The sequence below is a fragment of the Clostridium sp. AF27-2AA genome, from assembly GCF_003478505.1.
Lineage (GTDB): Bacteria > Bacillota > Clostridia > Lachnospirales > Lachnospiraceae > Brotaphodocola.
The window spans coordinates 34,549-58,171 of the sequence record NZ_QUFI01000004.1 but is presented as its reverse complement, the minus strand read 5'-3'; the positions used below and the strand labels follow the sequence as shown (position 1 = coordinate 58,171).

At 50.2% G+C, this 23,623-nt stretch carries 20 protein-coding genes; all 20 read right to left on the bottom strand.

The window, feature by feature from the left end:
• Window positions 1–508: 508 nt before the first annotated feature.
• The 20 genes from DWY84_RS03620 to xseB all read right to left on the bottom strand — a co-directional run bounded on the left by DWY84_RS03620 (window position 509) and on the right by xseB (window position 23,620).
• Complete coding sequence (locus DWY84_RS03620) at window positions 509–1,204, bottom strand: response regulator transcription factor (RefSeq protein ID WP_118530918.1); 696 nt, start codon at window positions 1,202–1,204, stop codon at window positions 509–511.
• The gene (locus DWY84_RS03615) at window positions 1,194–2,330 is read right to left on the bottom strand and encodes a DUF4118 domain-containing protein (RefSeq protein WP_347560758.1); all 1,137 of its coding nucleotides are present in this window, start codon (window positions 2,328–2,330) and stop codon (window positions 1,194–1,196) included. The genes DWY84_RS03620 and DWY84_RS03615 overlap by 11 nt, the downstream gene beginning before the upstream one ends.
• 160 nt (window positions 2,331–2,490) lie before the next feature.
• Window positions 2,491–3,243, bottom strand: coding sequence for a triose-phosphate isomerase (gene tpiA / locus DWY84_RS03610; protein WP_118530917.1), 753 nt, complete (start codon window positions 3,241–3,243; stop codon window positions 2,491–2,493).
• Between the two features lie 170 nt (window positions 3,244–3,413).
• Complete coding sequence (locus DWY84_RS03605; protein ID WP_118530916.1) at window positions 3,414–4,637, bottom strand: phosphoglycerate kinase; 1,224 nt, start codon at window positions 4,635–4,637, stop codon at window positions 3,414–3,416.
• Window positions 4,638–4,867: 230 nt separating this feature from the next.
• A complete protein-coding gene (gene gap, locus DWY84_RS03600) occupies window positions 4,868–5,899 on the bottom strand; it encodes a type I glyceraldehyde-3-phosphate dehydrogenase (RefSeq protein WP_118530914.1) in 1,032 nt (343 codons plus the stop codon).
• Between the two features lie 245 nt (window positions 5,900–6,144).
• Window positions 6,145–7,818 carry a Na/Pi cotransporter family protein gene (locus DWY84_RS03595; RefSeq protein WP_118530913.1) on the bottom strand — a complete coding sequence of 558 codons (1,674 nt, stop codon included), beginning with the start codon at window positions 7,816–7,818 and terminating at the stop codon, window positions 6,145–6,147.
• A 191-nt stretch (window positions 7,819–8,009) separates the two neighbouring features.
• Window positions 8,010–9,470: a M14 family zinc carboxypeptidase gene (locus tag DWY84_RS03590; protein ID WP_118530911.1), complete on the bottom strand. Its 1,461-nt coding sequence runs from the start codon at window positions 9,468–9,470 to the stop codon at window positions 8,010–8,012.
• 3 nt (window positions 9,471–9,473) lie between these two features.
• Window positions 9,474–11,582, bottom strand: coding sequence for a polyribonucleotide nucleotidyltransferase (locus DWY84_RS03585; protein ID WP_118530910.1), 2,109 nt, complete (start codon window positions 11,580–11,582; stop codon window positions 9,474–9,476).
• A 181-nt stretch (window positions 11,583–11,763) separates the two neighbouring features.
• Window positions 11,764–12,030: a 30S ribosomal protein S15 gene (gene rpsO / locus DWY84_RS03580; RefSeq protein WP_118530908.1), complete on the bottom strand. Its 267-nt coding sequence runs from the start codon at window positions 12,028–12,030 to the stop codon at window positions 11,764–11,766.
• Between the two features lie 143 nt (window positions 12,031–12,173).
• Window positions 12,174–12,635: a divergent PAP2 family protein gene (locus tag DWY84_RS03575; protein WP_118530906.1), complete on the bottom strand. Its 462-nt coding sequence runs from the start codon at window positions 12,633–12,635 to the stop codon at window positions 12,174–12,176.
• Between the two features lie 73 nt (window positions 12,636–12,708).
• Window positions 12,709–14,154, bottom strand: a complete 1,446-nt coding sequence (gene glgA / locus DWY84_RS03570) for a glycogen synthase GlgA (protein WP_118530905.1) — start codon at window positions 14,152–14,154, stop codon at window positions 12,709–12,711.
• 128 nt (window positions 14,155–14,282) lie between these two features.
• On the bottom strand, window positions 14,283–15,095 hold the full coding sequence (gene spo0A, locus DWY84_RS03565) for a sporulation transcription factor Spo0A (RefSeq protein WP_118530903.1): 813 nt from the start codon (window positions 15,093–15,095) through the stop codon (window positions 14,283–14,285).
• A 282-nt stretch (window positions 15,096–15,377) separates the two neighbouring features.
• Window positions 15,378–16,679 carry a SpoIVB peptidase gene (gene spoIVB, locus DWY84_RS03560; RefSeq protein WP_118530902.1) on the bottom strand — a complete coding sequence of 434 codons (1,302 nt, stop codon included), beginning with the start codon at window positions 16,677–16,679 and terminating at the stop codon, window positions 15,378–15,380.
• A gap of 129 nt (window positions 16,680–16,808) precedes the next feature.
• Window positions 16,809–18,473, bottom strand: coding sequence for a DNA repair protein RecN (recN, locus tag DWY84_RS03555; RefSeq protein WP_118530901.1), 1,665 nt, complete (start codon window positions 18,471–18,473; stop codon window positions 16,809–16,811).
• 19 nt (window positions 18,474–18,492) lie between these two features.
• Window positions 18,493–18,945 carry an arginine repressor gene (gene argR, locus DWY84_RS03550; protein ID WP_118530899.1) on the bottom strand — a complete coding sequence of 151 codons (453 nt, stop codon included), beginning with the start codon at window positions 18,943–18,945 and terminating at the stop codon, window positions 18,493–18,495.
• 12 nt (window positions 18,946–18,957) lie between these two features.
• Window positions 18,958–19,785, bottom strand: a complete 828-nt coding sequence (locus tag DWY84_RS03545) for an NAD(+)/NADH kinase (protein ID WP_118530897.1) — start codon at window positions 19,783–19,785, stop codon at window positions 18,958–18,960.
• 11 nt (window positions 19,786–19,796) lie between these two features.
• Complete coding sequence (locus DWY84_RS03540) at window positions 19,797–20,606, bottom strand: TlyA family RNA methyltransferase (protein ID WP_118530895.1); 810 nt, start codon at window positions 20,604–20,606, stop codon at window positions 19,797–19,799.
• Window positions 20,603–22,516, bottom strand: coding sequence for a 1-deoxy-D-xylulose-5-phosphate synthase (gene dxs, locus DWY84_RS03535; protein WP_118530893.1), 1,914 nt, complete (start codon window positions 22,514–22,516; stop codon window positions 20,603–20,605). The genes DWY84_RS03540 and dxs overlap by 4 nt, the downstream gene beginning before the upstream one ends.
• Before the next feature lie 26 nt (window positions 22,517–22,542).
• Window positions 22,543–23,430: a polyprenyl synthetase family protein gene (locus DWY84_RS03530; protein WP_118530891.1), complete on the bottom strand. Its 888-nt coding sequence runs from the start codon at window positions 23,428–23,430 to the stop codon at window positions 22,543–22,545.
• Window positions 23,417–23,620, bottom strand: a complete 204-nt coding sequence (gene xseB, locus DWY84_RS03525; protein ID WP_347560757.1) for an exodeoxyribonuclease VII small subunit — start codon at window positions 23,618–23,620, stop codon at window positions 23,417–23,419. Before xseB ends, DWY84_RS03530 begins: the two co-directional genes overlap by 14 nt.
• Window positions 23,621–23,623: the final 3 nt, after the last annotated feature.

The following is a 23,623-nucleotide window of genomic DNA, read 5'->3' as shown; positions in this document are numbered from 1 at the left end:
TAATCCCGGCATACCGCTGCGCAAAATATGGGTATTGTGTTCGGACGATGCAGCTGACAGATGTTTGCGGATAGTCGGACTCACCGTCCGCCTCCCTCAAACACCAGTCGCTGCATAGCCGGACACGTATACCCATATTTATGCTCCGCGGAATGCCGGGATAACCGGCTTCTGCTGTATTGGCCCCACTAAGAAAAGATAGACACAGCCAGAACGGTACTGATAAGAGCCATGATTTCCAGCTTTTACCAGTACCATTCTGGCTGTGTTTTTTATTACTGCAGAATAGCAGGAAAGCAGAAGCAGGCGGGGGTGGTATCCTGCGTAGCATAAATAGAAGTGCAACGTGTCCGGCTATGTGGCGACTGACGTTTTCGGGAGGCGGACATCTTGTCCGACTATCCGCAAACGGCTGTCAGCCACATCGTCCGAACAAGGCACTTCTATTTTGCGCAGCGGGATACCACCCCGGCCTGCTTCGGACCTTTCGTGAACATGATTTAAATTTTTATTCTTTCATCCGGTACCCTACTCCGATCTCGGTGAAGATATAGTGTGGTTCTGCCGGGTTGCTTTCTAGTTTTCGGCGGATGTTTGCCATGTTTACGCGGAGAATCTGGTTGTCGGTATCGGCGTAAGGACCCCAGATTTCTTTCAGGATAAAATCATATGTAAGAACCTTGCCTGCGTTTTTTGCAAGCAGGGATACCAGTTTATACTCTATCTGGGTCAGGTGGATATCTTCTCCATTCAGCGTCACCACCCGTTTATCAAAATCAATGACCAGGCCATCCCGGGAGTAAACCGTCTCACGCGGACCTGAACTTGCCACCTGGGCGCTATGACGCAGAGCCGTGCGGATTCTGGCCAGCAATTCCTCAGAACCGAATGGCTTTGTTATATAATCATCGGCTCCCTGATCAAGAGCCTGAACCTTTTCTGCCTCCTGGGTTCTGGCAGAAATTACAATGACCGGAACCGCAGAGAAACCGCGCACGCGCTCGAGGACCTCACTGCCATCGATATCCGGCAGTCCCAGATCCAGAAGGATCAGGTCCGGATGGTGGGAGGTGCACAGGGAAAGACCAGACATTCCGTTCATGGCGCGCAGGGCCTTGTAGCCATTTGATATTATGATCGTCTCAATGTAATTTCCAATATTTTTTTCATCTTCAATGATCAGAATTACCTGTTTATTTGTCATGTTCTTCTTCCTCTTCCAATGGTAATGTAAAAATAAATTCGGCTCCCTTCAGACGATTTGCCGCCTCAATGGTTCCATTATGCGCATTGATAATAGTCTTGCAGATAGTAAGTCCGATTCCCATTCCTTTGTGGGAATCTCCGCTGGCATTGGGTTCGATTCCGGCTCCGTCAAAAATTGTTTTCAGACGCTCCGGATCAATTCCCTTGCCATAATCCCGGATATGGAACGCTACATAAGCTTCTCTCTTCTCTACATAAAATTCAATGGGTTCATCTGTTCCGGAATGATACACCGCATTTTCCAGCAGATTGATGATAACCTGCTCAATGAGCGTTGCATCCATGGGAACCATAAGAAACTCGTCCGGAACCTTTACATCGACTTTACTCTGGGGCAGTCGTTTCCGGAACCGCTGCACTGCCTCTGCCACTACTTCCTCCAAAGGCTCCGGCGATGTGTTCACGTGCGTATCTCCCACCCGGATTCTGGTAACGGAAAGCAGATTTTCCACCATGTTTAACAGCCAGTTGGCATCCTCACGAATTCCTTCCAGCAGTTCGCGGCGTTTTGCCTCTGTCATTTCCGGACTGTCATTTAATGCAGTATCAGCCAGTCCGATGATACTGGTTAACGGAGTTCTCAGATCATGAGATACCGCCCGCAGCAGATTTGCCCGCATTGTTTCTTTCTCTGCTTCCACCAAAAGCTTTTCCCGTTCATTCAGAAGCTGGCTCTGTTTTTTAAAGCGTGTCGTTGTCGTACTGGTAATGGAAGACACCAGCAGCATGCCAAGAAAGGTCACCGGATATCCGTCTATGGAAAAATTAAAGTTCATATATGGAAATGTAAAAACATAATTGACAAAAAATACGCCAAAAACCGCCGCAATGATTCCGGTGATATATCCAGTCGTATAACGGGCTACCAGCATGACTGCCAGCACATAGATAATTGCAACACTGGTAGAGTTCCTACTGTAATGAAAAAAAGCCTGGGCCATAATGGTCGATACTCCCATGATCAGCAGCGTGATCAGCACATTATGCAGGATCACTGTTCTGATTTTAGAATGCTCTTTTTCATGTTTTGGTGATGTTCTTTTATGCTTCATGTCTACACTCATAAATGCCTCCGTAAGCTTTCCGGAATATCTCTTTTACGTCTGGAAAGCAAAAATGGGAACGGAATTTTTCCGCTCCCATTTATTTTACTATAAAAAGAATGCAGTGTATAGTTTTTGGAATACCTGTTTCCGATTCCTTAACATTCCCTTTACAGCTGGCTTATTTGTTGTAGTTTACAATTGCGCCAAAATCTGGTTTTAAGGATGCGCCGCCTACCAGACCGCCATCGATGTCTGCCTGCGCAAACAGCTCCGGTGCGCTTGCAGCGGATACAGAACCGCCGTACTGGATACGGATGGCTTCCGCAGTTGCCTCGTCATAGATCTCGCCGATGCATGCACGGATTGCTGCGCATACTTCCTGAGCCTGCTCCGTGGTAGCTACCTTACCGGTACCGATAGCCCAGATTGGCTCATAAGCAATGACTGCGGTCTTTGCCTGATCTGCGGTTACATTTAAGAATGCAACCTTGATCTGCTGACGGATCCAGTCAATGGTGATGCCCTGCTCTCTCTGGGTCAGGCTCTCACCACAGCAGATGATCGGGGTAATACCGTGCTCAAATGCCTTGAGAGCTTTCTTATTTACCGTCTCATTGGTCTCTGCGAAGTATTCTCTTCTCTCGGAATGACCGATGATCACATATTTTACACCTGCATCTACCAGCATATTCGGGGAAATTTCGCCGGTATAAGCACCCTTCTCCTCGAAATACATATTCTCAGCACCAATCTGGATGTTGGTTCCCTTTGCTGCTTCCATTGCCGGAATGATGTCAATAGCCGGAACGCAGAGCAGAACATCAACCTCATCGTTCTGTACAAGTGGTTTTAAGGTGTTGATCAGGGCAACTGCCTCAGAAGGGGTCATGTTCATCTTCCAGTTGCCTGCGATGATTTTTTTTCTGGACATTGTAAAATCCTCCTAAATTCTTGCTTATAGTAGCTTTTCCTTATGGAAACTTCCCCTTACTAAGCTCGTGCTGCGCTTTCAGCTTGCACTTGCTAAGTGCGTGGAAGTAAGTTCACACTAAGTTTGTGCTTCGTCTGCGGCTCGCACGCACTAAGTGCTCACTTAAGTGCTTACTTATCATCTGCTGCAGCTACGCCCGGAAGGGACTTGCCCTCTAAGAACTCCAGGGATGCGCCGCCGCCGGTGGAAATGTGGCTCATCTTATCTGCAAAGCCGAGCTGATTAACTGCTGCTGCGGAATCACCGCCACCGATGATGGTGGTGGCGTCGGTCTCTGCCAGTGCTTTTGCTACCGCAATGGTACCTGCTGCCAGAGTCGGGTTCTCGAATACGCCCATCGGTCCGTTCCATACAACCGTTTTGGCACTCTTAACAGCCTCTGCATACAGTTTTGCGGTCTCAGTACCGATATCCAGGCCCATCTGGTCTGCCGGGATCTGGTCTGCCGCTACATTCTGAACCTCGATCGGTGCGTCGATCGGGTCCGGGAAGGATGCTGCTACTGCTGCATCTACCGGAAGCAGTAACTTCTTGCCAAGCTTCTCAGCCTTCTCAAGCATCTCCTTGCAGTAATCTAACTTGGTATCATCTACCAGGGATTTACCGATTTCTTTGCCCTCTGCCTTCAAGAAGGTAAATGCCATACCACCGCCGATGATGAGGGTATCGCATTTCTCCAGCAGATTGGAGATTACGTTTAATTTATCTGCAACCTTTGCGCCGCCCAGGATCGCTACAAACGGTCTTACCGGATTTTCTACTGCGTTGCCCAGGAAATCGATTTCTTTCTGCATCAGGTAACCAACTGCGTTGGTGCCGCCCTTTGCAGTGATGAATTTGGTTACGCCCTCAACGGAAGCATGCGCTCTGTGGGAGGAACCGAATGCGTCACATACATAATCATCTGCCAGATCAGCCAGCTCTTTGCTGAACTGCTCACCATTCTTGGTTTCTTCTGCGCCACGGAAACGGGTATTCTGAAGCAGGACAACATCGCCCTCTTTCATGGCCTCAACCGCCTTGGTAGCTGCCTCACCGGTTACATTGTAATCGGATACAAATACAACATCCCTGCCAAGCTTCTCGGACAGGCGTACTGCGACCGGAGCCAGGGACTCGCCCTCGTTCGGACCATTCTTTACCTTGCCCAGGTGGGAGCAGAGAATGACTTTTGCACCTTCGCTGATGAGCTTCTGGATAGTCGGCAGTGCAGCCACGATACGGGTCTCGTCGGTGATGACACCATTCTTTAACGGTACGTTAAAGTCACAGCGCACCAGAACTCTTTTTCCTTTTAAATTTTTCAGATCGTCAACACTTTTTTTGTTTAACATAGAGGTTATCCCCTTTCCACATTTACATAATAATTGTACAAAAAAGAATGTGCCTTGGCACATTCTCGCGCCGAGGCGCGGTTGCTTCAGCAACCATCTACCTTTGCGCCGAGTGCGCATCCCTGCGGAGCGTTTTTTTGTTTCATAGGACGCAATTTCCTATGAAACAGAAAAGGGCCCGGCCCACATGTGACCGGACCCTTATGGAGTCTTTTGTAAGTTTTAAGAACTTATGCCAGCTCTGCGAAGTACTTAATGGTGCGAACCATCTGGCTGGTGTAGGAGTTCTCGTTGTCGTACCATGAAACAACCTGAACCTCGTACAGATCTTCTGCGATCTGAGCTACCATGGTCTGGGTTGCATCAAACAGAGAACCGTATCTCATACCGATAACATCGGAAGAAACGATCGGATCCTCGTTGTAACCGAAGGACTCGCTTGCTGCTGCCTTCATAGCTGCATTGATGTCCTCTTTGGTAACGCCTGCTTTCTTAACAACTGCGGTTAAGATGGTGGTAGAACCGGTCGGTACCGGAACACGCTGTGCGGAACCGATAAGCTTACCGTTTAACTCCGGAATAACCAGGCCGATTGCTTTTGCAGCACCGGTGGAGTTCGGAACGATGTTTGCAGCGCCTGCTCTTGCTCTTCTTAAATCACCTTTTCTGTGCGGGCCATCCAGGATCATCTGGTCGCCGGTGTAAGCGTGAATAGTGCTCATGATACCGGACTGGATCGGAGCGTAATCATTCAGAGCCTTTGCCATAGGTGCCAGGCAGTTGGTGGTGCAGGATGCTGCGGAAATGATGGTATCATCTGCAGTCAGGGTGTTCTCGTTTACGCTGTAAACGATGGTCTTTAAGTCGTTGCCTGCTGGAGCGGAGATAACAACTTTCTTTGCGCCTGCGTCAATGTGCGCCTGTGCTTTCTCTTTGGAGGTGTAGAAACCAGTACACTCTAATACTACATCTACGCCAATCTCTCCCCACGGAAGATCAGCAGCCTTAGCCTCTTTGTAGATGGTGATCTTCTTGCCGTCTACAGTGATGGAATCCTCGCCAGCCTCTACGGTGTGCTTGCCCTCACCGATGTGACCTGCGTATCCGCCCTGTGCGGTATCGTATTTTAATAAGTGAGCTAACATCTTCGGATCGGTTAAGTCGTTGATTGCTACTACCTCATAACCCTCTGCGCCAAACATCTGTCTGAATGCCAGACGGCCGATACGACCAAAACCATTGATTGCTACTTTAACTGCCATGATTCATTCCTCCTAGATTGTTAAAAATATGATGATTGTTAAAAACTCATCAACCTTGCTCTTATTGTACCTAATAACCAACAAAATAGCAAGCCTTTTTTTGCCATATTGACAAAAACCATGTAATTATCGTCTTGTTTTTGTCAAAGAAGCCCTCCGGAGTTCTGCTCCGAAGGGCTTTCTTTTGTGCTTTGTATACAGAATCCATGCAAAACATGTCATTCTGTTCATAATTATGTCAATTACTACATCTCGTCCTTGACATAGCCTGCCAAATTGTAGGCATGATCGGATACTCGCTCCAGGTTGCTGATGATATCCAGGAATACCACGCCTGCGGAAGCCTTGCACTCTCCCGCGGAAAGACGCTCAATGTGTTTCTCGCGAAGCTCTTCTTCCTGGCTGTCGACATCATCCTCGTACTGGCTGACCTTGCGCACTGCCTCCATGTTGCCGTTCTGTCTCGCGTCAATGGCATACTGGAAGGATTTTAACACACTGTCGCTGATGGATTTTAAGTCATCCGCACCGGTGGTAGAGAACTGAAGGCCGTGCTCTACCATGTACTGAGCCTGTTCTGCCAGGTTTTCCGCATGGTCGCCGATACGCTCGATATCGCTGACACTGTAGAACAGGTTGTTTACGACCTTCTTTTGTTTCTCAGTCAGGGAAAGGTTATCTACCTTAATAAGGTACTCGGTCAGCATCTTCTCCATATTATTGATGGTCTGCTCGGTCTTGAATACCGTTTCCACCTCATCGGAATTCACGGTCAGGACTGCATCAATGGCACGGACCACATTCTCATAGGTGATCTGTCCCATATGGACAACCTCAAGGGCTGCGGTCTCCACTGCGAATGCCGGAGACTCAAAGATACGCTCGTCCAGATGTTTGAGGGTGGCAGCAGTTTCCGCATCCTCTGCTACCGGCTCCTCCTCCGCCTTCTCCTTCACAACCATGCCGGAAATCTTAACCAGCACATCCGCGAATGGAAACAGCAGCGTGGTCATGGTCAGGTTGAAGATTGTATGGAAAATAGAAATCTGCACCGCATTGATGTTGGATGCCGCAAAGGCCGGACGCAGGCTGAAAAAGATAAATCCGATCGATCCGAACACAATCGCACCAATGACGTTAAAGGTCAGATGCATGACAGCCGCACGCTTGGCCGTGCGGGATCCGCCCATACTGGAAAGCATGGCAGTCACACAGGAACCAATGTTCTGGCCCAGTGTAATATAGATCGCCGCATTTGTGGTTACAATGCCGTTCATGGCCAAAGTCTGCAGGATACCAACGGAAGCAGAGGAACTCTGCAGAAGCGCGGTAACCAGCGCACCGATGATCATGCCCAGAAGCGGATTACCTCCTAATATTTCAAAGGCTTTCGCAAAAATCGGTGCATCCGTGTAAGGATTAATCGACCCTGACATAAAATCAAGACCAATAAACAAAAGGCCCAGACCGATCATGATCTCACCAATGGTCTTCTTTTTCTGACTCTTGGCAAAAACCAGCAGCAATGCGCCAATACCAATGATGGCCGGTGCGTAAAAGCCTGGTTTCATAACCTCAAAGGCATCACCCAGCTGGCTCATGGATACGATCCATGCAGTGATGGTGGTACCAATGTTAGCACCCATGATCACGCCGACCGCCTGGGACAGGTTCAATACGCCTGCACTTACAAAACCGACTACCATGACCGTTGTGGCTCCACTGGACTGGATGATCGCTGTGATCAATGCGCCCAATGCAACCGCCAGGAACCGGTTGTTGGTAAGCATCCCAAGGAAACTGCTCATCTTGCTTCCCGCCGTCTTCTGCATACCGTCCGCCATGATATTCATGCCGTAAAGGAACATACCAAGACCGCCCAGGAAACCAAACCCGTTTGAAATGTCGCTGATTGACATACTCTCCTCCTCGTCTCGCGTACTCTTTTCTCTCTATTCTCTTCAGTCCGCAAACAAATTAATCATACCATACCGCTTCTTCCATTTTCAACCGATTTTAAAATTTAGGTAAATTTTGGGTAAATAGTATGTAAAAATGCCCGTCACAAGTACCGTGACGGGCATTCTCAACGAATTTTGTTCAATTTCTGTTAATGATCTGCTGCGTAGGCCGCAAGTGCTGCCAGAATCGACTGGTTGCTGTTCCAGACATTGCCGAATTCACTTGCCGGCATCGGGCAGGCCACACTTCCCACCTCAATGGTCAGGCTCGGGATCGGGCTGTCCTTGATCTGGACATAATCTTTGAACCCTCCCTTGCCGCTGCTTCTGTTGGTACGGTATCCGGAAATGCCGGTTACCAGCTCAGCAAGCTCTTTGGACTGTTCCGCAACCTTATTTCCGGCAAAATCCCAGTACACCAGATTGCCCATGCTGTGATAGCTGATGGTCATCGTCCAGTTTGTGGAATTAGCCAGATTAGCAAGGGCCTTGCTCTCCGGCTCAGAAAGTGCGCTGGTTCCCTTGTAATTTGCATAGGAAGCATGGGAAGGTCCGGTGGTAATGGAGTCCCACAGAGCCGGGAAGTTCTGGTTTAGGTCCACACCGCGTCCATTGGCCTTCCACAAAGCCTGGTAGCGCTCAAAGCTCTGGGTAGTACGTCCGTCTGCCTGGTCCTGCGCGTAACACTGGCTGACAATCTGGCGCAGATCAGCGGAACGAAGGGCAGACACACCAAACTGGCTGATGGTAACCCCATCCGGATTGACCATCGGCACAATATGAATAGCCACTCCCGCAAGGATATCCGAAAGCTTTCGTCCCTGATAGCTTCCGCTGTCATAAAAAGCCAGCAGATGCTCTGCCTGCTTCATGACCAGAAGCGGCGTTATGTATTCCCGCGCGTGAATGCCCGCATGGATCAGGATGTGTTTTGACGCGTTCGGGTTTCCGATGATGATCTCGTAAAGACTGCGTCCGTCCAGGCTGGTCCCTATGGTGTTCACCTGCATATGGCTGCCATAACGGGATTTCAGACTGCTGATATCACGGCTCATCTGATCATAGCTGTATTTTTCAACTACCTTGACGATGGAGTCTGTCAGCTGGCCGGCAAATGAGAGATCACCGGCTCCGATCACCGACGGAACTACCACCCCCGCCGGACCTGACGATGCACCTGCTGCCTTACCGCTTCCTGCCGTGATGATGCCGGAACTTCCTCCTGCTACCGGTCCAGCCTGGCCGCCCGCTGTTACCGTACTTCCAGATGATAATGCGCCGCCAACAGTGACCGTGCTGCTTCCTGCTACGACTGTACTGCTTCCCGCCGTAACCGTACCGCTTCCTGCCGCACTGTTGTCAGATGCCGTAGTTTCTCCGGCTGTGACGGTTGTATTGCTGCTTTGTGCTTCTGCTGCAGGTGCCGCTGCGACAGTTTCTGCTGCTTCGCCTGCTGTTTCATTTCCTGCCCCGATAGTTTCACCGGGTGCTGATGTAAGTCCTGCCGGATCGGTTCCTTTTGTCACCGGTCCGTCCGCGTAAGCCATAAAAGCACTACTGGCCACCATAAAGGCAGCCAGAGCACCTGTAAAATATCTTTTACAGTTCATAAATTAGTTTTCACTTTCCTTCTTTGCAAGGTCGCCCGGCTTCATGCTGAGGCTGATCTTGCCCATCTTATCTACGTCAAGAACCTTCACGGTTACTATATCACCGATATTGACAACGTCTTCCACCTTCTCTACGCGCTTGTCAGAGAGTCTGGAAATGTGGATCATACCATCCTTCTTCGGCTTCAGCTCTACGAACGCGCCGAACGGCATGATGCGGACAACCTTACCGGTAATAATCTGTCCCGGTTCAATATCCGTCACGATATTTTTGATGATGCTCTTTGCTTTCTCAATCATCTCTTTGTCGGTACCGCAGATTGCTACGTTGCCCTCCTCGGAAATGTCGATCTTCACGCCGGTCTCCTCAATGATCTTGTTGATCACGCAGCCCTGCTTTCCAACCACATCACCGATCTTCTGCGGGTCGATGCTGATCTGGTCAATCTTCGGAGCATACTTGCCAACCTCTTTTCTCGGCTCAGAGATAGCCGGCTTCATGCAGGTATCCATGATGAAGAGTCTTGCCTCACGGCATCTTGCGATAGCACCCTCTACAATCGGTCTGGTCAGGCCATGGATCTTGATATCCATCTGGATAGCGGTGATGCCATCGGTGGTGCCGGTTACCTTAAAATCCATATCGCCAAAGAAGTCCTCGAGGCCCTGGATATCAGTTAACAGAACGAAATCATCGTCAGAATCGCCGGTAACCAGACCACAGGAAATACCTGCAACCATCTTCTTGATCGGTACGCCTGCTGCCATTAAGGACATGCAGGATGCACAGGTGGATGCCATGGAGGTAGAACCGTTGGACTCAAAGGTCTCGGATACGGTACGGATTGCGTACGGGAACTCTTCCTCAGACGGCAGTACCGGAATCAGGGCACGCTCAGCCAGTGCGCCATGACCAATCTCACGGCGTCCCGGTCCTCTGGACGGTTTGGTCTCACCTACAGAGTAGGACGGGAAGTTATAGTGATGCATATAGCGCTTGGATACTTCGTTCTCATCCAGGCCATCTAACTTCTGCTGCTCAGACAGCGGAGCCAGGGTGCAGACGTTGCAGATCTGGGTCTGTCCACGGGTAAACATAGCGGAGCCATGTACACGCGGAATCAGATCAACCTCTGCTGCCAGCGGACGGATCTGGGTGATCTCACGGCCATCCGGTCTCTTGTGATCTTTTAAGATCATCTTGCGAACAGTCTTCTTCTGATACTGGTAAACAGCCTCGCCAAGGACAGCCAGCCACTCCTCATTGTCTGCAAAAGCCTCTTCCAGCTTCTCAGTGATCTGACGGATGTTCTCCTCACGGGTCTGCTTGTCATCGGTGAAAACTGCCTCTTCCATCTGCTCCGGAGTTACAATCTCCCTGATAGCTGCAAACAGCTCTTCCGGAATTGCGCAGCTCTCGTAGCTGTGTTTTGCCTTACCGCACTCTGCCACGATGGTATCGATGAATTTGATGATCTCCTGGTTCACTTCGTGAGCCTTGTAGATTGCCTCGATCATCTTTGCCTCCGGAATCTCATTTGCTCCGGCCTCGATCATGATCACTTTCTCACGGGTAGATGCTACAGTTAAGTTTAAGTCACCCTGCTTCCACTGGGCCTGGGACGGGTTGATAATGAACTCACCGTCGATCATGCCAATCTGGGTCATGGCACACGGACCGTCAAACGGGATATCGGAAATGCAGGTTGCGATAGCAGCACCCAGCATAGCCACTAATTCCGGACGGCACTCCGGGTCTACGCTCATAACCATGTTGTTTAAGGTTACATCGTTGCGGTAATCCTTCGGGAACAGCGGACGCATCGGACGGTCGATGACACGGGAAGTCAGGATTGCGTTCTCAGATGCCTTGCCCTCTCTCTTATTGAAGCCTCCCGGGATTTTTCCTACAGAGTATAATTTTTCTTCATATTCCACGCTTAACGGGAAGAAATCGATACCGTCTCTCGGTTTGTCAGATGCGGTAGCGGTAGATAATACGGTGGTGTCACCATAGTGCATGAATGCTGCGCCGTTTGCCTGCTTTGCAACTCTGTTCACATCAACAGTCAGAGTTCTTCCGGCAAGTTCCATACTAAAACTTTTGTACATGGGTTGTCTCCTTTTCTCTTTCTATTTTAAATTCTATATATTCACAGAAGGCTCCGAAACTACTGCTCTGTACACAAAGGCTTGTATACACAGCAGCGGCTTCGGGATATGCCTTCCAGAAAATATCATAAAACGGAAAAAACAAAAGGGTGGAGATGACCTCTCCACCCTAACGTCCTAATTACTTTCTGATGCCTAACTTTTCAATCAGAGCACGATAGCCTTCCAGGTCGGTTTTCTTTAAGTAGTCAAGAAGACCACGTCTCTGACCTACCATCTTTAACAGACCACGTCTGGAATGATGATCCTTCTGATTGCTCTTTAAATGCTCAGTCAGCTCTGCAATTCTTGCGGTCAGGATTGCGATCTGAACCTCCGGTGAACCGGTATCTCCTGCTTTTCTGCCGTACTCAGCGATGATTGCTGCTTTCTTTTCCTTTGAAATCATGTTGATTTCCTCCTTAAAAATATTCTACTCACCGTAAACCAGGTCTGTGGTTGGAGTATCCAAAAGACTGGGTCCCGGCGTTAACTCATACCAGAATATAATAGCATATCCGTTTTTTTCTGTCAACTTGTTTTTAGCGAAGCTTATAAATAACTCTGGTGCACCACAAATGCCAGAATGATGCCCAGCGCAGCGCCCGCGGCTACCTGAAGCGGTGTATGACCCACAAACTCCTTTAACCGTTTCTGAATCTCCTGATTGTTTAAATTGAACCAGTCCTGCTCCATGATGAGGTTTAGAAGTTTTGCCTGTTTTCCGGTCTCCTGACGGACACCGATGGCATCATACATAACCACCGCAGCCAGTACAAAGCTGATGGCAAACTGGAACGACTCCACCCCGTAGCACAGTGCGGAAGCGGTAGTCAGCCCACAGACCGTTGCGGAGTGGGAGCTTGGCATGCCGCCGGAGCCCACAAGCCGTTCCGGGGTAAAGCTTTTATTCAGTCCAAAATCAATCAGTGTCTTTAAAATCTGGGCAACGGTCCATCCCACAATTGCGCTGATGAGTACCTCATTGCTCAGAAGTTTATCCCAAAATCCCATGTTGTAATCCTGCTTTCCGTGAACTGTAACTTCATTTGCTACTGCTCACGCGTTGCGCAAACAGCACCAGACATCAATAACCGATCAGCCAGTCGTAGAGTTCCTGGTATTTGCCGGCAGACTGCTGCCAGGAGAAATCTGCTGCCATAGCCCGGTCGATGATTTTGTTCCATTCACGCTTTTTGTCATAGTAAATATACTTTGCGTAACGGACGGTATCTAACATCTCATGAGCGTTGTAGTTTGAGAAGGAGAAACCAGTTCCGCGGCTTTCGTACTCATTGTAAGGCTCTACCGTATCCTTTAATCCGCCGGTCTCACGCACAATCGGCACCGTGCCGTAACGCAGTGCCATCAGCTGGCTTAAACCGCATGGTTCAAAAAGGGACGGCATCAGAAGCGCGTCACAGCCTGCATAGATTTTGTGGGACATATCGTTGGAATAATAGATCTGAGCGGACACCCGGTCATGATACTTCCAGTCATAGTGACGGAACATATTCTCGTATTTTTCGTCCCCGGTTCCCAGAACCACAAACTGCATGTCATCACTGCAGAGCTCGTCCATGACACACTGTACCAGATCCAGTCCCTTCTGATCCGTCAGGCGGGAAACAATGCCCACCATAAATTTCTTTTCATCGACCGGAAGGCCAAGCTGTGCCTGAAGCTGCTTCTTATTCTTGCCTTTTTCCTTGCGGAAATTCTTTGCGTTGTACGGCTGCGCAATGAGCTTGTCGGTTTCCGGATTGAACTCGTCATAATCAATGCCATTCACAATACCGCGCAGGTCTCCGGAACGGGCACGCATCAGGCCGTCAAGGCCTTCGCCGTAGAACGGCATCTTAATCTCCTCTGCGTAAGTCTGGCTCACCGTGGTGATGGCATCCGCAAAGACAATACCGCCTTTTAACATATTGCCATCCTTGTAGGCCTCCAGTTTATCCGGCGTGAAGTAATAATCCGGAAGCATGGAAAAACGCTGGATTGTCTTCACATCCCAGACACCCTGGAACTTTAAGTTATGGATGGTCATAACAGACTTCATGTTCGTGAAGAACTCCCCGCCGCGGAAGCGGTCTTTTAAGTATACCGGTATCAGGCCGGTCTGCCAGTCATGGCAGTGCACCACATTCGGCTTGAAGCCAATGACCGGAAGCGCGGACAATGCCGCGTTACAGAAGAAGGAAAACTTCTCCAGGTCATACAGCCAGTCACCGTACGGCTTCGGGCCACCGAAATAGGATTCATTATCAATAAAGTAAAACGTGATCCCATCGTAGATGTATTGCATGATTCCGACATAACGGCTCTGTCCCAGATAATCCATATAGAAATGATCGATATAAGTCATCTCATTGCGCCATTTTTCCGGAATGCACAGATATTTCGGTATCATGACCCTAACGTCAAAATACTCCTTGTCAAAGCACTTTGGCAAAGAACCAACCACATCAGCAAGCCCTCCTGTCTTGATAAATGGAACTGCTTCTGATGCGACAAATAATATGTTCTTCATACGAACCCCTCCTCTGCACCAGTCTGCCCCCTAGCTGACTGTCTTACTTATCAGTATACATGATTTATACCGTTTTAGGAAGTAAAATCTTTATGAAACTTTGATTTTGAAGCAGACCATCCGTAATATCAGAGTGCACGTTTATAATCCAGGCGGATCTTATCTGTGATCAGTGCAATAAATTCAGAGTTGGTTGGTTTTCCTTTTCCGCTGTTCACCGTATAACCGAAAATCTCATCGATCATCTCAAGCTGTCCGCGGCTCCATGCCACCTCAATGGCATGACGGATTGCCCGCTCCACACGGCTTGCGGTAGTGCCGTGCTTCTTCGCAATAGCCGGATACAGAACCTTCGTCACAGAAACCAACATCTCCTTTTCTTCCACGGAGATGATGATGGCATCCCGCAGATACTGGTATCCCTTGATATGGGCCGGAATCCCGATTTCATGGAGAAGCTGGGTCACATCATCCTCCAGATTCCGACGTATGTAATCCCCTTTGTTCATGTAAGTATCTGCCGGCTTTTCCCGAACAACAGATGGCATTTTCATGCGGAGCCGCTCCTGTGCCACAAGACGGATCTTGTCGAGAAGCACTTCCCGGTCAAATGGTTTTAAGATATAGTAACTGGCACCATTGCGGAAGGCCGCCGATGCCACCGTTTCATTTCCCGCCGCGGTCACCATAATGACTGCCGGCATATCTTTGCCGATGTTCGCCGCGCGTACCTTTTCCAGAACCGTAATGCCATCGAGCTTCGGCATGATCACATCCAGAAGTACAATATCCGGCTTTTTATCCATGATCATCTGATAGGCGTCTTCTCCATTGTCTGCTTTTCCAACCACATGGAATCCATCTTCCTCTTCCAGAATGCTGCCAAGTAATTCCAGCATCAGCGGGTTATCTTCTGCAATCGCAATATTTAATTCAGCCATGATCCATTCCTCCTGCTTCCAGATCCGTCACATTCCTGCAAATATGCCGGAGTGTTACATAAATCGTATTATACTAGCCGTCTTTGTCAGGCAGCAACCTGCTTTCCCCGCATCCTTCGACGTACCCCCGCACAATTCGACACGACATGCAGGCCACCGTCTGCTCCGATGGTATATGCTGTCCCGAACTGACAGGGAATGTCGTTTTTTTGCTGCCCGTCTGCGGCTGTCATCTTATATAACGAATCAAACATGGCAGATATAACACCTTTCCGAAAATTTTTATTTTTTCAGCATATCTTCCACAAAAATTCCGTATCCACGTGTTGAATCCTGTACAAACACATGTGTCACCGCACCGACAAGCTTTCCATTCTGAAGAATGGGACTGCCGCTCATCCCCTGCACGATTCCTCCGGTGAGCCGCAAAAGCCGCTCATCTGTAACCTGAAACACCAGGCTCTTGTTTTCCTTTGCCGGACTGTAATCCACCCGCTGAATCTCGATTTCATAGTCACAGGCTTCCCCGGAAACACAGCTTCGGATCCAGGCTTTCCCCCGTTTCACATCCTGCCGGTGTCCTACTTCCATGGTCTGCTGCCCCACCGCGTCACAGAATGCCTGCCCTGCCGTTCCGAAAATCCCGCAGTCCGTGTTTTGTGCCACACTGCCCAGTCTGGAACCGGGGCCATAATAGATCACCCCCGCCATCACGCCCGGATTTCCGGCGCTCCCCTTTTCAATCCCAAGAATCTCAGTCTCATACAACGCTCCATTTTCAATCTCCACCACTCGCCCGGTATCACTATCACTGATGCCGTGCCCCAGCGCCCCAAAGCCTCCATCGGGCTTTAAATAGGTCATGGTACCGATTCCCTGGGTGTCATCACGCACCCAGGCACCAAGTTTCCGGCTTCCGTCCGCCGTTTTCACCGTATCCACGGAAAGTTCCAGTTCCCTGCCTCCCCGCCGCACCCGCAAAAGCGCCTCGCTCTCCCCCATGCGGTTTAAACTTGTGATCAGGGCTTCTTTATCTGAGAGCGGCTCCCCGTTGATTGCCTCAATATAATCGCCGGACTGTAAAATCCCGTAAGCCGGCTCTGCCTCACTTCCGTTTTCATCTGTGACTTTGCCGGTTCCAATGACCATGACGCCCCTGGATTTTAAATAGATTCCCACTGGCATTCCGCAGGGAACCGCGTAACAGGCATCTTCCACATTCACACTGATTTCCTTAAACGGAATGGTCCCGAAAAGCTTCAGACCCAGCCGGAAGTTTCCATCCTTTCTGGCATACAGGGAAAACTCCTGGTCCGGCCGGATTCGGATTTCATCCTGCGGGATGCCGGAATCTCCTTTCAGGATCACCTCTTCACTTTCGCTCAGCAGTGTCGTGTAAAGCGGCAGATCCAGGGAGAAGGAGGTTTCCTCCCCCTCCGCAACACTGAAATGTTCCGGAATCTGATGCTCGGCATAGTACCAGCCATAACCCGCCGTAAAGACCAGGCCTGCCCAGAATACCAAGATAAGGATCCGGTAAAAATATTTTCCCGCCCTTTTTCCTGCCCTGCATGTTTTTCTCATCCCGCATTCCTCCTGTTCGTGAAAACGCCGCCTGACGCATCCTGCGGCAAATTTAAGTAACGAAAAAGGAGCCTTTTGTAAGCTCCTTTCTAGTATGTGTGCGGAATAAAAAATTCACACTGTCAGTTTTTAGTTGTGAGTTTTTGTCTGCCGGGCCAGTTTCTTCATTTCTCTGGCATTCTGGATCACAGCATCTGTAATCTGCGCGCCGCCCAGCAGTCTTGCCAGCTCTGTGACCACATCCTCCTCTTTTAATCGGGCAATTCTGGTCTTTGTGCTGGCTCCGTCCGTGGATTTTTTAATTTCAAAATGGCAGTCCGCCATGGAAGCGATCTGTGGCAGATGGGTAATGCAGATAACCTGATGGTTTCTGGAGATGACCGCCAGCTTTTCCGCCACCTTCTGGGCTGTACGGCCGCTGATGCCGGTGTCAATCTCATCAAAGATCAGGGTCGGAATATCATCGCTGTCTGCCAATACAGTTTTGATAGCCAGCATAATACGGGATAATTCACCGCCGGATGCCACCTGACCCAGAGAGCGCTCCGGCTCGCCAGGGTTTGTGGAAATCACAAATTCCGCCTCGTCAAAACCGGATGCCGTGTAATGAGGCAGACGGCGAAATTCCATGGAAAACCGGACATCCAGGAAATTTAAATCAATGAGGCCGGCCCTGATTTTCTCCGTAAGCTTTTTTGCTTCTTCCTGACGGACTGCGGAAAGCTCTGTGCTCACCGCCTCCAGTTTTTTCTCCGCCTTCTGATACTGCTGCTCCAGCTGCATGCGGTACTCATCAAAATGCTCCAGCTGTTCCAGACGTTGTTTCTTTTCTTCCAACGCTTTTTCGGTCCGTTCCAGGCTTCCGCCATACTTTGCCTCCAGGCCCCGGATCAGGTCCAGACGTTCCTGGGCCTCCTGATAAGCCTGCTCATCAAAATCGAGCTGTCCCAGGTATTCTCCAATCGCATGATGCGCATCGGACAATACCGCCTCCGCATCGTAAAGCTGATCCTGAATGGCCTTTAATTCCGGGTCAAACTCCACCACCTCGCCGACCTGGTGCAGGGCATTGCCCACCGCCTCCGCGTCCACCGCGCGGTAAGCCGCGGACAGGTTTCCCATGATCCGTCTTGCGCTTCCATATTTTCTGCAGCGGGCCGCCAGTGTTTCTTCTTCATCTGCCTTTAACTGGGCGTTTTCAATCTCCTCGATTTCAAAACGCAGAAAATCTGCCTCTCTCCTGCGGCTCTCACTGTCTGTGACAAGCTGGTTTAACTGCTTCTCCAGACGGGTATACTCTGTATAGAGAGCTGCCGTCTGTTCTTTTAGCTGCTGTGCCCGGGATTTGGCGTAGGTATCCAGAATTTCCAGATGTTTTGAGGCATGGAGCAGAGACTGATGCTCATGCTGTCCATGAATATCGATCAACAGAGAAGTGACCTGTTTTAACCTGGCCGCAGTGACGGTCTCATCATTGATGCGGCTTAAGCTGCGGGATGCCATGATCTTGCGGCTGATGATGAGGATGCCGTTCTCATCCGGCACCACATCCAGCGCCCGCAGCGCTTCTTCCTTTTCCGGGTCCACTGAGAAAACCAGCTCCACGTAGGCGTACTCCGCGCCGTTTCGGATCATCTCCCTGGAGGCCTTCTGCCCCAGGGCCAGATTTACCGAACCGATCATGATAGACTTTCCGGCACCGGTCTCACCGGTCAAAATGTTTAAGCCGTCCTCCAGTTCCACATCTGCCGCCTCGATCAGCGCCAGATTCTTTACATGCAGTTCCAAAAGCATTGCTGCACCTCCTTTTCGCCTATCGGGCAGAGATCAGTTTTTTTAATTTATCCATCAGAAGAATGGTATCATCCACGCTGCGTACCGCGCACATGACGGTATCATCACCCGCAATGCAGCCCACGATCTCATGGAAATGAATCTCATCCAGTGCCGCAGCCACAGCCATGGCCATGCCGGATACTGTCTTGATCACTAGAATATTCTGTGCCATATCCATGGAGACATACCCGTCCTTTAAAATTCGGATATATTTGTCACTGAAAGCCGTCTGGCTCTGCATGACCACATAGCGCTGGCGCCCGTTTTCCGATGGAATCTTAGTCAGCTTCAGTTCCCGGATATCACGGGAAACCGTTGCCTGCGTGACCTTATAGCCCGCCTGTTTCAGACGTTCTGCCAGTTCCTCCTGGGTTTCAATCTCATATTTTCCTATCAGTTCCACAATTTTACTGTGACGTTCCAGTTTCATCGGTTACCTCCGTTAAATACGGTCCATTTTCTGTCTGATATTTTCAAGGAATGATACATTTTTCAGCTGGATCAGGGTGGTATACTTCGGTGCCCTGCAAATTTCCAGCCGTTCGCCGTAGCGAAGCGGGAACACCTGGTCCCCGTCAAATACCGCCGAGTAGGATTTGCCGCCGGACCATTTCACCAGACGGATGCTGATGCGGTCCTCCGGCGAAAGCACAATGCTCCGCGCGTTTAAGGAATGGGAACAGATGGGCGTCAGCACCATCAGCTGCGCTCCCGGCGCCACGATCGGTCCTCCGGCCGAAAGGTTATATGCGGTAGAACCGGTTGGCGTGGCCGCAATGATGCCATCTGCCATATATTCGTTGAAGAACACATCATTTAAGTACACCTGGAAGTGCAGCATCTGCAGCACGTCCTGTCTGGTCAGAACGATCTCATTTAAGGCAATTCCCTTTACCATTTTCTGCGCTCCCACCACACTGCCCTCCAGCATCATGCGCTTTTCCAGTGTAAAGGAATCATATAAAAGAGCATCCAGCACCGGCTCCATGGATTCCTCCCGGGATACCTGGGTAAGATATCCCAGATGTCCCATGTTAATGCCCATCATGGGAAGATCCAGACTGATTAAGTCTCTGGATGCCTGGATCAGGGTTCCATCGCCCCCCAGGGTGATGATACACTCCGTATCTGCCGGAATCTGATCAGCCCGTGTATAGCCCCGTGCATGCACGCAGGAAGCCCCTCGCCGCAAAAGTTCTGTCTCAAGTTTTTCCGCCATATCCAGGGCCCCCGGTTTGGAGGGATTGGCGATCAGGTAAAAATGCTTCATATTGTCTCCTGTTATTTATCCAGTTCTCCGTGAGCTGCGTCCACAATGGTTTTCGCGTCCACCTGATACTCCGGATAAGTCTGTCCGTCGGTATGATTCTGAAGATAGAGAAGGTACTCAATATTTCCCTCCGGTCCCTTGATCGGGGAATACTCCAGATTCAGAATTTCAAATCCAATGCTCACCGCAAATTCGATGACCTTCTCAATCACCTCCAGGTGGGTGCTCTTTTCACGCACCACGCCCTTCTTTCCGACCTTCTCTCTTCCTGCCTCAAACTGTGGCTTGATCAGGCAGACAATCTGTCCGTCATCGGCCAGAAGCGCTTTTACCGGTCCCAATACCTTCGTCAGGGAGATAAAGGACACATCGATGGAAGAGAAATTGATCTTGTCCTCGATATCCTCCTGAGTCACATAACGGATGTTGGTCTTTTCCATGCAGACCACCCGCGGGTCATTGCGAAGTTTCCAGTCTAACTGGCCATGGCCTACATCCACCGCGTAGACCTTCACCGCGCCGTTCTGCAGCATACAGTCGGTAAAGCCGCCGGTGGAGGAACCTACATCCATACAGATCTTATCTTTTAATTCCACGCCGAAATGAGTCATGGCCTTTTCTAATTTCAGGCCGCCGCGGCTGACATACTTTAAGGTTGCGCCGCGCACTTCGATATTGGCAGTCTCCTCAAACATGGAACCAGCCTTGTCTTCCTTCTGTCCGTCTACATATACGATTCCCGACATGATGATGGCCTTTGCCTTCTCTCTGGATGCGGCAAGCCCTTTATTTACAATCAGGATATCCAGTCTTTCCTTCATTTGTTTTCCTCTTTCTCTTCTATGATTCCCTTCATGGCATCTTCCAGTGGCTCCCATGTTTTTCTCATGGTACGGATCACGGAGTCACTGTCGATTCCCAACTCCTGCCGCAGCACGGATACATTGCCATGCTCCACATAGGCGTCCGGCAGCGCAATGGTCAGGACCTGCACCTCCGGATAATGCTCCTGCACGTAAGCCTTTACCTGCAGGCCGTAGCCTCCCTGGAGCACATTTTCTTCCAAGACAACCAGAAGCTCGTGGCTCTTTGCCAGACGGTCCGCCAGTCCATAGTCCACGGGCTTGATGAAGCGTCCATTCGCCAGGGTACAGGTAAAACCGGCTCCCTTTAATTTTTCCCGCACGTGTTCTGCGGTGCTCACCATACTGCCCACCGCCAGAAGGGCAATGCGGCTGCCTTCGTAAAGCATTTCTCCCTTTCCGTATTCGATGGGCGCATCAAATTCCTTTAATCCCCGGTATGCCTGCCCCCGCGGATAACGGATGGCAATCGGTCCATCATAATGACATACGGCAAATTCCAGTTCTTTTCTCAGCTCCCATAAGTTTTTCGGAGCCATAATGCTCATGTTCGGGATGCAGCTTAAATACGACAGATCAAAAATGCCCTGGTGAGTCTCCCCGTCGCTTCCTACCAGTCCTGCCCGGTCTAACGCAAAGACCACCGAAAGATTCTGGATGCAGACATCATGGAGCACCTGGTCAAATCCTCTCTGCAGAAAGGAGGAGTACACCGCTACCACCGGTTTTAATCCGGCTGCCGCCATGCCTGCCGCGGAGGTCACTGCATGCTGTTCCGCAATTCCCACATCAAAGAAGCGGTCCGGATAGCATTTGGAAAATGCCTTTAATCCGGTTCCGTCCGGCATGGCCGCCGTAACAGCAACCAGGCGTGGATTTATCTCTGCCAGCTGGCAGATTTTCTTTGAGAATACGTCGGTGTAAGTTGGATATACCTTTTCCTTTAAGGATTTTCCGGTCGCGATATCAAACGGATCGATACCGTGGAACCGGGACGGGTTCTTCTCTGCCGGAGCATAGCCCTTTCCCTTCTTGGTCAGCACATGCACTAATACCGCATGATCCATCCTGCGCGCTTCTTTGAAGGTCTTGACCATAGTTTTGATGTCATGGCCATCCACCGGGCCCAAATACGTTACGCCCATATTTTCAAAGAGCATGCCCGGAATGACCAGCTGTTTGATGCTGTCTTTGGTGCGGCTGATCTTTTCCACCAGCCCGGCGCCGACTACCGGAATTTTCAGCAGAGTCTCCGATACCTGGCGTTTGAGTTCATTGTAACCCACACCGGATCGCAGACCACTCAGATATTTGGACATGCCACCCACGTTTTCCGAGATAGACATGTTGTTATCGTTCAGTACAATGATAAAGTTCTTTTTCAGGTGCGCCGCGTTGTTGAGCGCCTCATAGGCCATGCCGCCCGTCAGCGCGCCATCTCCGATCACAGAAATGACCGCATAATCCTCCCCTAAGAGATCCCGGCCCTGGGCAATGCCAAGTCCTGCGGAAATCGAGGTAGAGCTGTGTCCGGTATCAAAGGAATCGTATGGGCTTTCCTTGCGTTTTGGAAAACCGCTCATACCTCCGTACTGTCTCAGCTCGTCAAACATTTCCCGGCGCCCGCTTAAAATCTTGTGGGTATAAGACTGATGCCCCACATCCCAGATAACCTTATCTTTTGGCAGATCAAATGCCAGGTACAGGGCAATGGTCAGTTCCACAACACCCAGATTGGAAGCCAGATGCCCGCCGGTCACGCTGATTTTCTCAATCAGGAACTGCCGGATCTCGGCTGCCAGTGTTTTTAACTCCTCCGGACTTAAATTTTTCACGTCCCACGGACCTTCTATGTGTTCCAGAATCATGGTTTTTGCAACTCCCGTAACTTCTCCTATTTTTTCCGTTCTACCAGCATGGTGACCAGGTTCTCCAGGAACAGATTCTCTCCCGGGAGTTCCTTTAACAGGCTGACCGCACGGGCAGAGATTTCTGCCACGTCAGCCTTTGCCTGATCCAGCCCAACCAGTGTCACGTAGGTTGTCTTCTGATTTTTCTCATCACTTAAGACCGGCTTGCCAAGTTCTTCGCTGGTGCTGGTCACATCCAGGATATCATCCTGAATCTGGAATGCCAGGCCCACTGCCGAAGCAATCTCTTCTACACGCTTTTGCTCTTTCTCCGATGCGCCGCCGAGAATGGCTCCGATCATCATGGAAGCCTCTAAGAGCGCACCTGTCTTTAACCGGTAGATGAAATCCAGCTTTTCCTGCGGAATCGGCTTTCCGGTCAGTTCCACGTCCACCACCTGGCCGCCGATCATGCCGTAGATGCCTGTCTTCTCAGCCAGTACCTGAATGGCTTTTGCTGCCCGGTCCGGATGAGCTGTTATGGCAAACGCTTTCGCTGCCGTCTCGAACGCATAGATCATCAGGGCATCTCCTGCCAGCACTGCCATGTCGTAGCCAAATTTCTTCCATGTGGTGGGAAGGCCGCGGCGGAGTTCGTCATTGTCCATGCAGGGAAGGTCATCGTGGATCAGGGAGGATGTGTGAATCATCTCCATGGCTGCCATAAAGGGCTCTACAGCGCGTTCCGTGCCGCCAAACAGATGGTAGGTCTCCTGCATCAGCATGGGGCGCAGACGCTTGCCGCCTGCACGCACACTGTAATTCATCGCCTCAAAAATGGTTTTCTGATGTCCTTCTTCTTTCGGAAGGTAGCTTTCTACAACCGCTTCTACCTCACTGGTCCGTTTCTTCAGTTCTTCACGCATCTCCATCTTCCTCTGCACCTCCCTGCAGGATGATCATCTGTTTTTCTACTTTATCGATTTTATCATTGCAGGCCTTCACCAGCTTCATACCCGTCTCATAACAGGCAAAAGACTCCTCCAGTGTGGTATCCGGAGATTCCAGCTTTTCCAGCAGCTCATCCAGCTCTGCAAAGGTCTGCTCTATTGATTTTTCCATATC

Bases quoted from the DNA above. Each gene is read 5' to 3' on its own strand.
- DWY84_RS03620 (WP_118530918.1), bottom strand. From the start codon at position 1,204: ATGACAAATAAACAGGTAATTCTGATCATTGAAGATGAAAAAAATATT.
- DWY84_RS03615 (WP_347560758.1), bottom strand. From the start codon at position 2,330: ATGAGTGTAGACATGAAGCATAAAAGAACATCACCAAAACATGAAAAA.
- tpiA (WP_118530917.1), bottom strand. From the start codon at position 3,243: ATGTCCAGAAAAAAAATCATCGCAGGCAACTGGAAGATGAACATGACC.
- DWY84_RS03605 (WP_118530916.1), bottom strand. From the start codon at position 4,637: ATGTTAAACAAAAAAAGTGTTGACGATCTGAAAAATTTAAAAGGAAAA.
- gap (WP_118530914.1), bottom strand. From the start codon at position 5,899: ATGGCAGTTAAAGTAGCAATCAATGGTTTTGGTCGTATCGGCCGTCTG.
- DWY84_RS03595 (WP_118530913.1), bottom strand. From the start codon at position 7,818: ATGTCAATCAGCGACATTTCAAACGGGTTTGGTTTCCTGGGCGGTCTT.
- DWY84_RS03590 (WP_118530911.1), bottom strand. From the start codon at position 9,470: ATGAACTGTAAAAGATATTTTACAGGTGCTCTGGCTGCCTTTATGGTG.
- DWY84_RS03585 (WP_118530910.1), bottom strand. From the start codon at position 11,582: ATGTACAAAAGTTTTAGTATGGAACTTGCCGGAAGAACTCTGACTGTT.
- rpsO (WP_118530908.1), bottom strand. From the start codon at position 12,030: ATGATTTCAAAGGAAAAGAAAGCAGCAATCATCGCTGAGTACGGCAGA.
- DWY84_RS03575 (WP_118530906.1), bottom strand. From the start codon at position 12,635: ATGGGATTTTGGGATAAACTTCTGAGCAATGAGGTACTCATCAGCGCA.
- glgA (WP_118530905.1), bottom strand. From the start codon at position 14,154: ATGAAGAACATATTATTTGTCGCATCAGAAGCAGTTCCATTTATCAAG.
- spo0A (WP_118530903.1), bottom strand. From the start codon at position 15,095: ATGGCTGAATTAAATATTGCGATTGCAGAAGATAACCCGCTGATGCTG.
- spoIVB (WP_118530902.1), bottom strand. From the start codon at position 16,679: ATGAGAAAAACATGCAGGGCAGGAAAAAGGGCGGGAAAATATTTTTAC.
- recN (WP_118530901.1), bottom strand. From the start codon at position 18,473: ATGCTTTTGGAACTGCATGTAAAGAATCTGGCGCTGATCGAGGCGGCA.
- argR (WP_118530899.1), bottom strand. From the start codon at position 18,945: ATGAAACTGGAACGTCACAGTAAAATTGTGGAACTGATAGGAAAATAT.
- DWY84_RS03545 (WP_118530897.1), bottom strand. From the start codon at position 19,785: ATGAAGCATTTTTACCTGATCGCCAATCCCTCCAAACCGGGGGCCCTG.
- DWY84_RS03540 (WP_118530895.1), bottom strand. From the start codon at position 20,606: ATGAAGGAAAGACTGGATATCCTGATTGTAAATAAAGGGCTTGCCGCA.
- dxs (WP_118530893.1), bottom strand. From the start codon at position 22,516: ATGATTCTGGAACACATAGAAGGTCCGTGGGACGTGAAAAATTTAAGT.
- DWY84_RS03530 (WP_118530891.1), bottom strand. From the start codon at position 23,430: ATGGAGATGCGTGAAGAACTGAAGAAACGGACCAGTGAGGTAGAAGCG.
- xseB (WP_347560757.1), bottom strand. From the start codon at position 23,620: ATGGAAAAATCAATAGAGCAGACCTTTGCAGAGCTGGATGAGCTGCTG.